Source organism: Kineococcus rhizosphaerae (assembly GCF_003002055.1).
Taxonomy (GTDB): domain Bacteria; phylum Actinomycetota; class Actinomycetes; order Actinomycetales; family Kineococcaceae; genus Kineococcus; species Kineococcus rhizosphaerae.
Genome location: NZ_PVZF01000021.1, coordinates 15400 through 29217 on the forward strand (window position 1 = coordinate 15400; position 13818 = coordinate 29217).

18 protein-coding genes and 1 pseudogene are annotated in these 13818 nt (G+C 74.2%); 6 read left to right on the forward strand and 13 right to left on the reverse strand.

The window, feature by feature from the left end:
- Positions 1-30 precede the first annotated feature (30 nt).
- From CLV37_RS25270 to CLV37_RS25290, 5 genes are all read right to left on the reverse strand, one after another.
- Positions 31-444: a hypothetical protein gene (locus CLV37_RS25270; protein WP_146149594.1), complete on the reverse strand. Its 414-nt coding sequence runs from the start codon at positions 442-444 to the stop codon at positions 31-33.
- Positions 445-585: 141 nt separating this feature from the next.
- Entirely contained in the window at positions 586-1020 is a 435-nt protein-coding gene (locus CLV37_RS25275) for a nitroreductase family deazaflavin-dependent oxidoreductase (RefSeq protein ID WP_106215518.1), read from the reverse strand.
- Positions 1021-1049: 29 nt separating this feature from the next.
- Positions 1050-2054: a Gfo/Idh/MocA family protein gene (locus CLV37_RS25280; protein ID WP_170127500.1), complete on the reverse strand. Its 1005-nt coding sequence runs from the start codon at positions 2052-2054 to the stop codon at positions 1050-1052.
- Positions 2051-3022, reverse strand: a complete 972-nt coding sequence (locus CLV37_RS25285; protein ID WP_211298949.1) for a ribokinase — start codon at positions 3020-3022, stop codon at positions 2051-2053. The genes CLV37_RS25280 and CLV37_RS25285 overlap by 4 nt, the downstream gene beginning before the upstream one ends.
- Positions 3019-3723, reverse strand: a complete 705-nt coding sequence (locus CLV37_RS25290) for a metal-dependent transcriptional regulator (RefSeq protein WP_106215520.1) — start codon at positions 3721-3723, stop codon at positions 3019-3021. Before CLV37_RS25290 ends, CLV37_RS25285 begins: the two co-directional genes overlap by 4 nt.
- 141 nt (positions 3724-3864) lie before the next feature.
- Between CLV37_RS25290 and CLV37_RS25295 the strand changes: the two genes are divergently transcribed.
- The 5 genes from CLV37_RS25295 to CLV37_RS25315 all read left to right on the forward strand — a co-directional run bounded on the left by CLV37_RS25295 (position 3865) and on the right by CLV37_RS25315 (position 8548).
- On the forward strand, positions 3865-4092 hold the full coding sequence (locus tag CLV37_RS25295; RefSeq protein ID WP_106215521.1) for a hypothetical protein: 228 nt from the start codon (positions 3865-3867) through the stop codon (positions 4090-4092).
- 46 nt (positions 4093-4138) lie between these two features.
- Positions 4139-5239: an aminotransferase class V-fold PLP-dependent enzyme gene (locus CLV37_RS25300; RefSeq protein ID WP_245885885.1), complete on the forward strand. Its 1101-nt coding sequence runs from the start codon at positions 4139-4141 to the stop codon at positions 5237-5239.
- Positions 5240-5301: 62 nt separating this feature from the next.
- A complete protein-coding gene (locus tag CLV37_RS25305; RefSeq protein WP_106215522.1) occupies positions 5302-5628 on the forward strand; it encodes a hypothetical protein in 327 nt (108 codons plus the stop codon).
- A 46-nt stretch (positions 5629-5674) separates the two neighbouring features.
- Positions 5675-7510: a thiamine pyrophosphate-requiring protein gene (locus CLV37_RS25310; protein WP_106215523.1), complete on the forward strand. Its 1836-nt coding sequence runs from the start codon at positions 5675-5677 to the stop codon at positions 7508-7510.
- A 39-nt stretch (positions 7511-7549) separates the two neighbouring features.
- Positions 7550-8548 (forward strand): iron-siderophore ABC transporter substrate-binding protein, encoded by a 999-nt coding sequence (locus CLV37_RS25315; protein ID WP_106215524.1) that lies wholly within the window; start codon positions 7550-7552, stop codon positions 8546-8548.
- On the opposite strand, the gene CLV37_RS25320 is transcribed toward CLV37_RS25315, so the two are convergent.
- The 5 genes from CLV37_RS25320 to CLV37_RS28230 are packed head-to-tail and all read right to left on the reverse strand — an operon-like array spanning position 8500 to position 11117.
- Positions 8500-9066, reverse strand: coding sequence for a DUF6328 family protein (locus CLV37_RS25320; protein WP_106215525.1), 567 nt, complete (start codon positions 9064-9066; stop codon positions 8500-8502). The genes CLV37_RS25315 and CLV37_RS25320 overlap by 49 nt on opposite strands.
- The gene (locus CLV37_RS25325) at positions 9063-9596 is read right to left on the reverse strand and encodes a DUF1697 domain-containing protein (RefSeq protein ID WP_106215526.1); all 534 of its coding nucleotides are present in this window, start codon (positions 9594-9596) and stop codon (positions 9063-9065) included. The genes CLV37_RS25320 and CLV37_RS25325 overlap by 4 nt, the downstream gene beginning before the upstream one ends.
- The gene (locus CLV37_RS25330; RefSeq protein ID WP_106215527.1) at positions 9593-10030 is read right to left on the reverse strand and encodes a VOC family protein; all 438 of its coding nucleotides are present in this window, start codon (positions 10028-10030) and stop codon (positions 9593-9595) included. Before CLV37_RS25330 ends, CLV37_RS25325 begins: the two co-directional genes overlap by 4 nt.
- Entirely contained in the window at positions 10027-10638 is a 612-nt protein-coding gene (locus CLV37_RS28225) for a methylated-DNA--[protein]-cysteine S-methyltransferase (RefSeq protein WP_106215528.1), read from the reverse strand. The genes CLV37_RS25330 and CLV37_RS28225 overlap by 4 nt, the downstream gene beginning before the upstream one ends.
- On the reverse strand, positions 10635-11117 hold the full coding sequence (locus CLV37_RS28230; protein WP_211298950.1) for an RNA polymerase sigma factor: 483 nt from the start codon (positions 11115-11117) through the stop codon (positions 10635-10637). The genes CLV37_RS28225 and CLV37_RS28230 overlap by 4 nt, the downstream gene beginning before the upstream one ends.
- 101 nt (positions 11118-11218) lie before the next feature.
- Here CLV37_RS28230 and CLV37_RS25345 point away from each other — a divergent pair, with 101 nt between their 5' ends.
- Entirely contained in the window at positions 11219-11611 is a 393-nt protein-coding gene (locus tag CLV37_RS25345; protein WP_106215530.1) for a VOC family protein, read from the forward strand.
- Positions 11612-11793: 182 nt separating this feature from the next.
- Here CLV37_RS25345 and CLV37_RS25350 read toward each other — a convergent pair whose 3' ends face one another.
- The 3 genes and pseudogenes from CLV37_RS25350 to CLV37_RS29120 all read right to left on the reverse strand — a co-directional run.
- Positions 11794-12921: a Gfo/Idh/MocA family protein gene (locus CLV37_RS25350; RefSeq protein WP_106215531.1), complete on the reverse strand. Its 1128-nt coding sequence runs from the start codon at positions 12919-12921 to the stop codon at positions 11794-11796.
- Positions 12906-13631 (reverse strand): ThuA domain-containing protein, encoded by a 726-nt coding sequence (locus CLV37_RS25355; protein ID WP_106215532.1) that lies wholly within the window; start codon positions 13629-13631, stop codon positions 12906-12908. The genes CLV37_RS25350 and CLV37_RS25355 overlap by 16 nt, the downstream gene beginning before the upstream one ends.
- Positions 13632-13647: 16 nt before the next feature.
- A pseudogene (locus CLV37_RS29120) lies at positions 13648-13818 on the reverse strand (carbohydrate ABC transporter permease); the annotation flags it as partial.

The following is a 13818-nucleotide window of genomic DNA, read 5'->3' on the forward strand; positions in this document are numbered from 1 at the left end:
CCGCCCCGGCGACGCCGTCAGAGGGACGGGTCAGAGGACGACGTCGAGGCGTCCCTGCGTGGACCCGTTGAGCATCGTCATGATCCGCAGCTGCACCTCGACGGGCACGGGCTCCTTGGCGGTGAAGGTGAGCCGGCCGATCATGCGCCGCACGTCCTCGGTGGTCAGGTCGCGGTGGTCGGAGACCATGCCGCTGGCGCGCTCGCGGTTGATCTCGCGGGCCAGGGAGGACACGGCCGCCGCCGCGGGGTCGTGCTCGTCCCCCTCGCCGTAGAGGTGGCCGAGGAGGTCGCGGTCGGACTGCGTTAGTTCGTCCAGCGGGTCCTCGTCCACCCAGTCGGGGGTGATCTTGCGGACGGGGGTCACGGACTCGCTGCCGCTGAGGCCGTCGACGCGGGACGCGTTGCGCACCGCCGGGGCCGAGGTCACCGTTCCGAGTCGCATCGTCATCTCCTGTCTCGACCGGATTTAGTTGCCCAGAGTGTTTTCTGTGTGACTCCCAGTGTTAGGCAGCGGTGTCCATGATCTGAGGGGAAGTCACCCGGACGGCCCAACGGCCGTCCGGGTGACCGACGGAACCGCAGGTCAGAGGGGGTCGAGCACGAAGACCGGGATCTCGCGGTCGGTCTTCGCCTGGTAGTCGGCGTAGTCCGGGTAGGCCGCCACGGCCCGCTCCCACCACGCGGCCTTCTCCTCACCGGTCACCTCGCGCGCCCGGTAGTCCTTGCGCACCGGCCCGTCCTGGAGCTCGACCAGCGGTTCGGCCTTCACGTTGTAGTACCAGACGGGGTTCTTCGGGGACCCGCCCAGCGAGGCGACGGCCGCGTACGACCCGTCGTGCTCGACGCGCATGAGCGGCTGCTTGCGCAGCTTGCCCGACTTCGCGCCCTTGGTCGTCAGGACGATGACGGGCATCCCGCGCAGCTCGGTGCCCTCCGTCCCGCCCGAGGACTCGTACTGCTCCACCTGGTCGCGGACCCACGCCTCGGGGCTGGGTTCGTACTCTCCGGTCAACGGCATGGGCCGACGCTAACCGACGCCGCCGCGGGTCAGTCGGCGGCGTCCAGCACCTCGGCCGCGCGGACGATCCCGAGCTGCTCGACGGCGGCCTCGAAGACCGTCGCCAGGTCCAGGGAGAACTGCGGCGTCACCAGCGGGCTCGTCGTGCGGCCCGCCGCCAGGCACTCGTGCACGTGCTCGAGCATGAACCGGTGCCCGTGGGCGACCGCGTGGTCGTGGTGGGTGGCGACGTCGGCCCCGTCCGGGCCCGTGGTGTGGACCGTGAACCCCGGCGCCGCCGGCAGGACCGGGTCCACCTCGATCCACGCCTCGCCCGCCTCGATCCAGGCCCGCGACGGGGTCCGGGCCACCATCGTCGTCGACAGGGCGGCCACCGCCCCCGAGGCCCAGTCCAGCGCGAGCGCCACCTGCCGGTCGACGCCGGAGTCCGCCAGCGACCCGGCGACCCCCACCGAGCGCGGCGAGCCGAACAGCGTCAGCGCCAGGCCCACCGGGTAGGGACCGAGGTCGAACAGCGAGCCGCCGCCGATGGCCGGGTCGTGGAAGCGCGTCAGCGACTCCGGGGCGGGGAAGCCGAAGTCGGCGTGCAGCCCGTGCACCTGCCCCACCTGCCCGGAGGCGATCAGGTCCAGCAGCGCGACCGTGCCGGGCAGGAACCGCGTCCAGTAGGCCTCCATGCAGAAGACCGAGCGCTCGGCCGCCGTCGCCAGCAGGTCCCGCGTGGCGGCCAGGCTGACCGTCATGGGCTTCTCCACGAGCACGGCCTTGCCCGCCAGCAGAGCCGCCTTGGCCGGGGCGTGGTGCTGGGGGTGGGTCGTGGCGACGTAGACCGCGTCGACGGCGGGGTCGGCGAGCATCGCCGCGACGTCGTCGTAGGGGTGGACGTCACCGCCGCGGTCGGCGGCGAACCGTTCGGCGCGCTCGGCCTCGCGGGAGGCGACCGCGACGAGCCGTCCCCCCGGGGCGAGCTCCAGCGCCTCGGCGACCGACCGGGCGATCCCCCCGGTCCCGACGAAACCCCACCCGACGCTCACGACGACTCCTCTTCCTCCGACGGGACCTCCGCCTTGCGGGGCAGCGACTGCGACGCGCCGGGACGGCTGACGGTCACGGCCGCCACCCGGGCCGCCCACCGCGCCGCCTCGACCAGCCCGAGGCCGTCGAGCAGCCCGTCGGCCAGGGCGGCCACGAAGCTGTCCCCCGCGGCGGTGGCGTCGACGAGGTCGGCGGCGACGGCCGCGACCTCGGCGTGCCCGCCCGGGGTGACGACGAGGGAACCCCGTTCGCCGCGCGTCACGATCGTCGTGCCGTCCGGGCGGACGGCGCGGGCCTGCGCGACGAGCCCGTCGACGTCGGGCGCCACGTCCTGACCGGCGAGCACCGCGAGCTCCCCCGCGTTGGGCACCAGCAGGTCCGCGCGCCTCAGCAGCTCGGGCGGCAACGGCCGGGCGGGCGCGGGGTTGAGCACGAGCAGTCCCGTGCACAGGCGGGCGGCGGCCACCAGGGCCTCGTCGGGCACCTCGCACTGCAGCAGCACGACCCGCGCGGAGCTGACGGCCGCGGTGGCCTCCCGGACCCGGGCGTCGTCGACGTGGTCGTTGGCCCCGGGGCTGATGACGATCGTCGACTCCCCGCCGTGGACGAGGACGACGGCCACCCCGGTCGGCGCCCCGACCGTCGCGACGTGCTCGACGTCGACGCCCTCGCCCGCCAGCCGGGACCGCAGCCCGCGCCCCTCGTCGTCGTCGCCGACGGCCCCGACCATCGTGACGCTGCGCCCGAGCCGGGCGGCGGCCACGGCCTGGTTGGCGCCCTTGCCCCCGAGCCCGCGCTCGGCGTCGGAACCGCGCACGGTCTGCCCGGCCGGGGGCAGCTCGTCGAGGCGGATCGCGAGGTCGGCGTTGACGCTGCCCACGACGGTGACGTCGTGCGTCTTCTCCGCCTGCGGCCGGCCGTGGCTGTCCACGGCGAGGGCCGAGCCGGCGGTCGGGTCGGTGCTCACTGCTCCCCCTTCACGGGCAGGACCCAGATGGCCGCGACGGCCGGGTCCCCGAGGTCGACCTCGCGGCCGGCCCCCAGCCGGACGACGGTCGTCCCGGCGAACTCCCTGCGCTGCAGCACGTCCAGCCTGACGTCCAGGCCGATGCCGAGTTCGGCGAAGTAGCGCAGGACGTCGGGGTCGGCGTCGGAGATGCGCGCGACGACGACCGTGGTCCCCTCGGGGACGTCGGAGAGGTTGTGCGCCCCCGGCTGCGGGACGGTGCCGTCGGCGCGCGGGATGGGGTCGCCGTGCGGGTCGCGCTCGGGGTGGCCGAGGCGGGCGTCGAGCCGGTCGAGCATGCGGTCGGAGACGACGTGCTCGAGCACCTCGGCCTCCTCGTGGACCTCGTCCCAGGAGTAGCCGAGGTCGGCCACGAGGAACGTCTCGAGCAACCGGTGGCGGCGCACGACGGCCAGCGCCCGGACCCTGCCCTCGTCGGTGAGCTCGACGCCGCCGTAGCGCTCGTGGCGCAGGAGGCCGGCGTCGGTGAGCTTGCGGACGGCCTCGGAGGCGGTCGAGGCGGAGACCCCCATGCTCTGGGCGAGCATGGACAGGGTGATCTTGGCGTCGGACCACTCGCCGGCGGCGTAGACGGTCTTGAGGCAGTCCTCGGCCGCCGGGGTGGCTCCGGCGATCGTCGAGGTCGTCGAGGCGCGAGGCACGGCCTCAGCTTGCCACCCCCGCCGTGGACGCCGGAGTCGCCGTGGCTCCGCGGTTCCGGTTTCGGTGCGCCGAAGTCGTGGTTACAGTGGGATGGTCAGCAGGATCCGTGTCACTGGAAACGTGTCACCGAGGGGGCCGCCGTGGACCGCACCGGACGTCGTGCCGTACTGGACGTCGCCGACGTCCTGCTGAGCCTGGGCCTGCTGGTGGTCGCCGTGGTCAGCGCCTCCGAGGCCCGCTGGTCGCAGAGCGCGCTGGCCCTCGTGCTGGCCGTGGCCTGGAGCGGGGCGGTGGCGCTGCGGCACCGCCGGACCCTGCGTGTCGCCACGGTGCCCGCCGTCGACCCGGTGCAGGCCCCCGCGCGCTGATCCCCGCCACCCCGGCGCCGCAGGCACCGGCTGCGAGGATCGGCCGGTGACCGAGCACCTCACGCCCCTGGGCCCGACGTGGCAGCGCACCCGCCCGGCCCGCACACTCCTGCACCTGGACTCCGCCGCGGCCGGCCGCAGCAGCTGGGCCGTCCTCGACGCCGCCGCCGCGCACCTGCGCCGCGAGGCCGAACGGGGCGCCTACGTCGCGGCCCTGGAGGCGGCCGGGGAGCTGGAGACCGCCCGCTCCCACGTACGGGCCCTGCTGGGCTGGCAGCCCGGCGAGGGGGTGGTCGCCTTCGTGCACAGCGCCGAGGACGCGCTGCGGCAGGTGCTGCTGCGCTGGCCCGGCGACCTGCCCGTCACCGTGGCCCACCCGCGCGGGGAGTACGGCCCCAACCTGGCGGTCGTGCGGGGGCTGGGGATCGGCACGAGCGTCGTGGACGGACCCCACCGGTGGGACCCGGAGGCGTTCGCGGCCTCCTTCGCCGCGGCGCGCCCCGACCTCGTGCACCTCACCTGGCTCGGCTCGCACGCGGGCACGGTGCAACCGCTCGCCGACGTCCTGAGCGTCTGCCGCGCGGCGGACCTGCCCGTCGTCGTCGACGCCGCCCAGGCCTTCGGCCACCTGGACACGACCCCCGCCCGGGACGCCGACGTCGTCTACGGGACGTCGCGCAAGTGGCTGGCCGGTCCCCGCGGCGTCGGGTTCGTCGCGGTCCGTGGCGCCCTCGCGGACCGCACCGGCGGCCTGGAGCAGGCCGAGGCGAACGTCGCCGGGCGGGTGGGTCTGGCAGCCACGCTCGCCCAGCACGTCGAGCTCGGCCCCACGGCGGTCCAGGCCGGTCTGGCGGCCGTCGGGGCCGCGACCCGGCGCCGGCTGGCCGACGAGCTCGCCGGCACGTGGGAGGTCCTGGAGGACGCCGACGAACCCAGCGCGACCGTCACCCTGCGTCCGGTCCGGGCCCTGGACGTGGCGGGGCTGCGGGCCGACCTCATCGCCCACGACGGCATCGTCACGACGCACCTGGGCACCGAACGGGCGCCGCTGGAGATGGCGGCCCCGGCGCTGCGGGTCAGCGGCCACCTCGACACCACGGGCGAAGACGTCGACGCCCTCGCCCGGGCGCTGCTGCGCCGCTCCTGACGCGCGCCGGAGGCTGTGCGCTGCCAGAGTGGTCTGAACACCACTCATCGAGGAGGTTCGACGTGAAGGGCAAGGCCATCTTCCTCATCGCGGGCGCCGCGGGCTACGTGCTCGGGGCCCGGGCCGGCCGCGAACGGTACGACCAGATCTCCTCCGCCGTGGGCCGGCTGTGGGGGAACCCCAAAGTCCAGCAACGGGTCGTCGACCTCGAGGACCGCGCGGGCGACCTCGCCAAGCAGGCGGGTTCGGTCGCGCAGGAGAAGGTCGGGGCCGCGGCGAGCTCGGTCGCGGGCACCGTCAAGGACAAGGTCAGCAGCAACGGCAGCGGCAGCAGCAGCGGGGACCAGCCGCTCGGCGAGCAGCACCACACCCGGATGCCGACCGACTAGGTCCCTCCCGGGTGCGCGTGGACGACATGGCACCGACGCTGGGGGCATGAGTTCTCCGACCGTCGGTGACCACGTCGTCTCGCGTCTGGGGCAGTGGGGTGCGAAGCGCTTCTACGGCTACCCCGGTGACGGCATCGGCGGGGTGGTCTCGGCCATCGGGCGGGCCGTCGAGGCCGGTGCGGCCGAGTTCGTGCAGGTGCGCCACGAGGAGACCGCGGGTTTCGCCGCGACCGCCGACGTGAAGTTCGGCGGGTCACCGCTGGGCGTGGCGGTCGTGACGTCGGGTCCCGGCGCGGTGCACGTCCTCAACGGCCTGTACGACGCCAAGCTCGACCACGTCCCCGTCGTCGCCCTGCTGGGGCAGACGGCCACGAACGCCCTCGGCACGAGCTACTACCAGGAACTCGACCTCGTCCGGCTCTACGCCGACGTCGCCGGTGAGTTCGTGTTCCAGGTCACCGACCCCTCCCAGGTCCAGCACGCGATCGACCGCGCCGCGCGCACCGCCACCGAACGCCGGACCGTCACCGCGGTCGTCCTGCCCAGCGACGTCCAGGACGCCGACGCCGTCCTGGAGGTCCCCGAGGGGCACGGGTTCACCCACACCTCCGCCGTCCCCGGCTCGCTTCCGGGGGTCCCCCGCCCCGAGGCCCTGGCCGAGGCCGCCGCCCTCCTGCGCTCGGGCAAGAAGGTCGCGATCCTCGCCGGCGCCGGGGCGCTGGGCGCCACCGCCGAACTCACCGCGGTCGCTGACGCCCTGGGCGCCGGCGTCGCGAAGGCGTTGCTGGGCAAGGCCGTCCTCGACGACCGGCTCGACTGGGTGACCGGGGCCATCGGCCTGCTGGGCACCCGCCCCAGCTACGACCTGATGCGGCGGTGCGACACGCTGCTGATGGTCGGCACGACCATGCCGTACTCGGAGTACTACCCCGCCCCCGGACAGGCGCGCGCCGTCCAGATCGACGTCGACGGGACCCGCTGCGGACTGCGCTACCCGACCGAGGTGAACCTCGTCGGGGACGCGCGTGAAACCCTGGCCGCGCTGCTGCCGCTGCTGGCCGGGGCGGAGCCCGACCCGTCGTGGCGGGCCGACATCGCGCGCTGGAACCACGCGTGGGACGCGTGGGGCCTCGAACGCGCCCGGGCGGAGGCGAACCCGCTGAACCCCGAGCTCGTGGTGCGCGGGTTGTCCGACCGGCTGGCCGACGACCACCAGGTGGCCGTGGACTGCGGGACGGTGACGAGCTGGTTCGCGCGCGACCTCGACCTGCGGCCCACCATGACGGCGTCGTTGTCGGGGACCCTGCTGTCGATGGGCGGTGGCCTGCCCTACGCCCTGGCCGCCAAGCAGGCCCACCCCGACCGCCCCGTCCTCGCCCTCGTCGGCGACGGGGCGATGCAGATGAACGGCCTGTCCGAACTGGTGACCGTCGCCCAGCGCTGGCGGACGTGGGCCGACCCGCGGTTCGTGGTCGTCGTCATGAACAACTCCGAGCTGTCCTTCGTCGCCTGGGAGGCCCGCGCCATGCAGGCCGAAGTGCCCTTCGCCGCCGCGATGGACGTGCCCGACGTGCCCTACGCGGGGTGGGCGGAACTGCTCGGGCTGGCCGGGCGCCGCGTGGAGGGCCCCGACGGGCTGGACGCGGTGCTGGACGCGGCGATGGCGGCCGACCGGCCCTTCGTCCTCGACGCCGTCGTCGACCCGAACGTCCCGATGATCCCGCCGCACGTCAGCCTCGACCAGGTGGTCTCGACGGCGAAGTCCCAGCTCAAGGGCGATCCCGCGGCGCGCGCGATCGTCGTGGAGGGGGTGCGCGAGACGGTGGGTGCGGCGGCGCGCGCGGTGCGCCGGCACGTCCACACCGGCGACGACGGGGACTGACCCGCACCTCGTGGTGAGGGTAGGCTAAGCTCCCTCGCCGTGCCCTCTCCCCTCAACCGACGCCACCTCCTGTCCGCCGCCGGGGCCGCCGGGTTGGCCGCCCTGACCGGCTGCGGCGGTGGACGATCCAGCGCCGAGCCCGCCGCGGGCGCCACGGACGTCCCCGGGTTCCCCTTCCGCTACGAGCACCGGTTCGGGACGACGCTCGTCCCGGCCCCCGCGCAACGGGTGGCCGTCCTCGGCGTCACCGACGCCGACCCCCTGCTGGCCCTGGGGGTGCAACCGCTGACGAACACCGGTTTCACCTTCTACCCCGACAAGGGCCTGGGCCCCTGGGCGGCGGGCCTGCAGACCGGGCCGCTTCTGAAACTCGGCTCCGACGCCGACGTGAACGTCGAGCAGGTCGCCGGGGTGGCTCCCGACCTGATCCTCGCCCTCGTCTCGGGCATCGACCAGGCCCTGTACGACAAGCTGTCCGCCGTCGCCCCCGTCCTGGCCCGGCCGGAGGGCAGCACGGCCTACGGCGCGGACCGGACCGCCACGACCCTGACCATCGCCCGCGCCCTGGGCCGCGAGGACGAGGGCGAGGAGCTCACCGAGGCGGCCGACGCCGCGTTCACCGACGCCGTCGCCGCTCACCCCGAGTTCGCCGGGAAGACGGGCCTGGTCGCGCTGCCCTACGACGGCAGGTACGGCGTGTTCTCCCCGCAGGACGCCCGCGGGGCGTTCATGGAGAACCTCGGTTTCTCCCTCACCCCCGAGGTGGCCGCTCTCGACACCGGCGAGAGCTTCTTCATCGACGTCTCCGCCGAACGGCTGGACCTGCTCGACGCCGACGTCCTCGTCGTCCTCACCGACGACTCCACCCGCACCGGCGTCGAGCAGGACCCCGTCCTGCAGCGGCTGCCCGTCGTCCAGCGCGGCGGTCTCGTGCTGCCCGACCTCGACGTGCGCGGAGCGATGACCTACAACAGCGTCCTGTCGGTGCCCTACGGCGTCTCGCGGCTCGTCCCCGACCTGTCGGCGGCGCTGGCCTGAGCCCGCTCACCCGCCTGTTCGCGTCGTACGTCGCGCAGAGCTCTGCGCGGCAGCACGTACCAGAACACGCCGACGAGGACGGCGACCGCGGCGCCCGCCGCCCAGCCGGCGCCGCGGCCGGCCATGACGTCGGCGACGAGCAGGACTCCCCCGGAGACGACGAGCCCCAGCGTGGTCAGACCCGCCTTGGCGAAGCGGGAACCGGCCGTCACCAGGCGCGCCTTGGACCGCTGCTGGAACAGGGCGCGGTGGTACCCGACGGGGGCGATGAACAGCACCACGGCCGTCACCGCGAGCAGCAGCACGACGACGTAGACGGTGCGCTGGTAGCGGTCCAGGGTGTCGAACCGCGCCTGGAAGGGCACGGTGAACAAGAAACCCGTCAGCAGCTGCACGCCCGTCTGCACGACCCGCAGCTCCTGCAGCAGCTCCACCCAGTTGCGGTCCAGCCGCTCGGTCGGCGTCTCGTTGCGCAACCCGGAGTACGGGTCGTCCTCGGGGCCGTGGGACGCGGTCACGGCCGCGCCGCCGCGAGCAGCTTGTCGACCGTCCGCAGGTTCCGCGTGGTGACGACGGGTTTCCACCGCGCCGCCGCGGACAGCTTCGCGAACGGGGTGTCGGTGCTCGAACCCTTCGGGCAGCGCCAGTACGCGACGTCCCCGGCCAGTTCCACCGACTCCGCGTCGTTCGCCTCGTGCCGTGCGAACAGCTCGGCCAGCCGGCCGGGGTCGGAGGCGAACACGACGTACGGGTGCCATTGCTCGTCGTCGCGTGCGAAGGGGTACTGCGCGACGATCTCGGCGAGCCGGTCCGGGGTCAGGACCACGACCCACGCGTCGTAGCCGAACCCGGCCCGCAGGGCCTGCTCGGTGCGGGCCTTCACGTCGTCGCGGGAGGTGCCGTCCTCGGACGCGAACGTCACGTTCCCGCTGGCCAGCACCGTCCGGACCACGGTGAACCCCGCGTCCTGCAGGCAGGCCGCCAACGGCGCCGACTTCACGCTCACCCCGTTGACGTTCACCCCGCGCAGCAGGACCACCCACCTCACGGGATCGCCCGCAGGTGGACGGTGCCGTCGGCGTCGACGACCAGGCCCGGGTTGTACGCGATCTCCCACCGCAGACCCACCGGGTCGCGGACGTGGGAGTGGTACCCGCCGAAGGAGGCGTGCTGCGGGGGTTTCAGGACCTCGGCGCCGGCACGTCGGGCCCGCGCGGTGAGCTCGTCCACCGCGCTCTCGCTGTCCACGTTCTGCGCCAGCGAGAACCCCTGCCCCGCCACGACCGATCCCGGCGCCAGGCCCGTGTCCGCCGCGAGCCGGTCGGCGTCCCACAGCGCCACCGTCAGCCCGTGGTTCAGCTGCAGGAAGACGATCTCGCCGGGCAGGTCCAGGAGCGGCGTCAGCCCCAGGCCCTCGAGGTAGAACCGGCGGGCCAGGTCGACGTCGGTGACCGCGAGGGTGAGGACGTCGAGACGGTTCACGACCCCACCTTGACGCCTCGTTCCAGGTCGAGCAACCGTCCCTTGGCCTCGGCCCCGCCGGCGTACTGCCCGGAGCCGCCGTCGCTGCGCACGACCCGGTGGCAGGGCACGACGAGCGGCACCGGGTTGCGGGCGCACGCCGTCCCCACCGCCCGGACCGCCCGCGGGCTGCCCGCCTGCTCGGCGACTCCCGCGTAGCTGCGGGTGGTGCCGAACTCGATGTGCTGCAGCACGTCCAGCACGCGCGAGCGGAAACCCGAGGCCAGCCGCAGGTCGACCGGGACGTCGAACCTCCTCCGGCGGCCGGCGAAGTACTCGTCGAGCTCGCGGCTCACCGCGTCCAGCCGGGCCGGCGCACGCAGCACCCGGGGGCTGACCCTGCGCGCCAGTTCCTCCAGCGCGGCGTCGTGGTCCTGGCGCTCGAAGGCGATGCGGACGACGCCCACCTCGGTCGCCGCCAGCAGCAGCGACCCCAGCGGGGAGTCCACCGTGCGGTACGCCACGTCCAGGACACCCTCCGCCTGCGCGCGGTGCGTCAGCTGCTCGTGCAGGTCCTGCACCGCGAACCGGTCCCCGCCGTGGGCGAAGTCGAGCGTCGATCCGTTCACTGGTCCTCCCTCAGGGTGCGCCGCAGCGTGGACATGCCGTCGGCCGCGGCCCGGCGGGCGGCGGCCGCCGTGCCCCCGACGAGGGCGGCGACCTCGTCGTAGGGCAAGCCGGCGACGTGGTGGTAGGCGACGCACTGCCGCTGCTTGGGCGGCAGGGCCGCGACGGCGGCCCACAGCTCGGACCGGCCGTCCCCGGGGTGCTCCCCCGTCGAGACGGGTTCGGGGGGATCGCCCACCGGCACCGCCTGGCGCGCCCGCACCCGCAGGACGTCGACGGACTTGCGGTGCGCGATGGTCACGAGCCAGGCCCGCACGTCGCTGCCCGGCCGCAGCCGGGGGTAGGCGACGAGAGCGGCCAGGAACGTCTCCGACCACGCGTCGTGCGCCGCGTCGGGCCCCACGAGCGCGCGGCAGACCCGCAGCACCACCGTGCCGTGCTCCTCGACGACCCGTTCGAAGGGTTCCACCCGTGCGCTCACACCCTGCCAACGCTCCGCGGGCCCCGGACGTGAGGTCCTGATCGAGACGAGCCCGGGGAAAGTCCTGGACAGCCTGCCACCGGGGGCGGGAGGGTCCGTCCATGGCAGAGCAGGACGTGCCCGGCACGGGCGTGCGGTTCGGCACGATCGCCTTCGACTCCCCCGACCCCCGCGGCCTGGCCGCCTTCTACGCCGCGCTGCTGGGCCGGGAGGTCGACCCCGACTCCGACGACGACTGGGTCACGCTGCGTGGCGGGCAGGGAGCGACGCTCGCCTTCCAGCTCGCCCCCGACCACGTCGCCCCGACCTGGCCGGAGCCCGGCGTGCCGCAGCAGGTCCACCTCGACCTCTACGTCGCCGACTGGGCGGGCACCGAACCCCGGGTGCTCGCCCTCGGAGGGCGGCTCCTGGAGGACGAGGCGGAGCACCCCACCTGGCGCGTCTACGCCGACCCCGCCGGGCACCCGTTCTGCCTGTGCCTGGAGCGTTCCTGACCCGCGGGTCCCGCTGAGCCCCCGACCCCGCCGAAGGCACACCTCGCGCCCCCGACCACCGCGCGTCGAGGGCGCGAGGTGTGCCCCGGGCGGGCCGAGGACGCCGACGGCCGGCCGGTCCGGGGGGACCGACCGGCCGTGGCGGGCCGTGCGGGGTCAGGCGGTGTCGGACGAGGACGGGGTCAGGCGCTGAGGTCCACCGGCGTGCTGATGGCCTCGGGCCGCTCGCACGTCGTGGTCAGCGTCACGGACGTGTGCTCGTCCGCGGCCCGCTGCACCGACTCCATGATCTCCAGGACGTGCAGCGCGACCTCGTCGTTGGCGCGGTGCTGACGGCCCTCGGCCACCGACAGCGCCAGGTCGGCCAGGCCGTAGCCGCGGCCGGAGTCCACGAAACCGGCGGTCGCGCCCGCGTCCACCCAGTTCGCGGCGGGGTCCACGTCGGGACCCGGCGCCGGAGCGGTCGCGGCGGCGAACAGCTCCACCGGGCCCTCGAACATGTTCGGGTCCGGCACCGAGATGGTGCCCTCGGTCCCGTAGACCTCGATGCGCGGCAGCCGCGCGGCCCAGGTGTCGAAGCTCATGATGAGCGTCGAGACCGCGCCGGAGGCGTGCTCGAGGATCCCGGTGAGGTGGGTGTCGATGTCGACGCCGAAGCTCTCCCCGGCGCGCGGGCCGGAGGCGATGGTCCGCGACGACGTGGGACGCGCGGAGGCGCCGACGACCCGGACGACCGGCCCGAGCAGGTGCACGAGCGAAGTCAGGTAGTACGGGCCCATGTCCAGCAGCGGGCCGCCGCCGGGCTGGTAGTAGAAGTCCGGCTGCGGGTGCCAGCGCTCGTGACCGGGAGTGGTCATGAACGCGGTCGCCGAGTGCGGGGTGCCGATCTTCCCCGCGTCCACGAGGGCGCGGGCGGTCTGGATCCCCGTGCCGAGCACGGTGTCCGGGGCGCACCCGACGCGCACGCCGGCGGCGGCAGCGGCCTTCACCACGTCGCGGCCCTCCGCGACGGTCATGGCCAGCGGCTTCTCGCCGTACACGTGCTTGCCGGCGGCGATGGCCTGCAGCGCGACCTCGGCGTGCGTGCGCGGCAGCGTCAGGTTCAGCACCACGTCCACGTCGGGCGAGGCGAGCAGCTCGTCCAGCGACAGGACCTGCGCGCCGTGCTCGTCGGCCAGGGCCTGCGCGCGCTCGGGCACGAAGTCGCTGACGGCGGTGATCTGCAGCTGCGGCAGCTTCTTCAGGGACTTGGAGTACTGCGCGGAGATGACCCCGGCCCCGACGACGCCTACCTTCAACGGGCTGCCCACAGCAGACCCCTCTCCACGATGGTCTTGACGTTCTCGTTCTTCAGGGTGGCCGGGTCGTGGCCGGGGGTGGCCACGAAGATCCGGCCCTTGCCCCACTGGCGCGTCCAGACGGCCGGGGAGGTCACCGGGCGGGTCCACGGGTCCCACTCGCGCACGGCCTGCGTCGTGGTGGCAAGGACGTCGACGTAGTCGTCGGACAGCACCCAGTACTGCTCGGTCACGAGGTCGAAGTCCTCGATGCCCTCGGTGATGGGGTGGGTCCTGCCCGCCTCGGCGATGTTCACGGTGTACGGCACGTAGTTGTCCTGCGGGCCGCCCTCGCGCTCGGAGGGGTGCTTGCCCGGGTGGCAGCCGAACTGCCCGCCCACGAGGGTCAGGTAGTCGGAGTTCGACCGGTAGGAGTCGGCGATGCCGCCGTGCCAGCCGGCGAAGCCCGTGCCGTTCTCGATCGCGGTGCGCAGGCCCTCGAACTCGGCCTGCTCGATGACGTTCATGGTGTTCGACTGCACGATGAGGTCGACCGTCGCCAGGTACTCGGCGTCGGTGTAGACCTTCGGGGTCGCGGTCGAGCTGGGGCCGAACTCGGTCCCGAGGTCCTCGACGCGGACGGTGAAGCCGTTCGCCTCCAGGTGCGGGATGAACAGCTCGGTGGCCTCGACGGGCGAGTGCCCGTCCCAGCCGCCGCGGACGACGAGCGCCTGGCGAGTCACGAAGGAACTCCTTGGATCACTTGGAGAAGCCGGCGGTGAGGCCGGACAGGAGCTGGCGGCGGCCGACGACGTAGAGCACGAGGATCGGCAGCGTGGTCAGGACGACCGAGGCGAGCACGGCCGGGATGTTCACCGAGTACTGCCCCTGGAAGTTCCACAGGGCCAGCGGCAGGACGCGCAGGTCGGC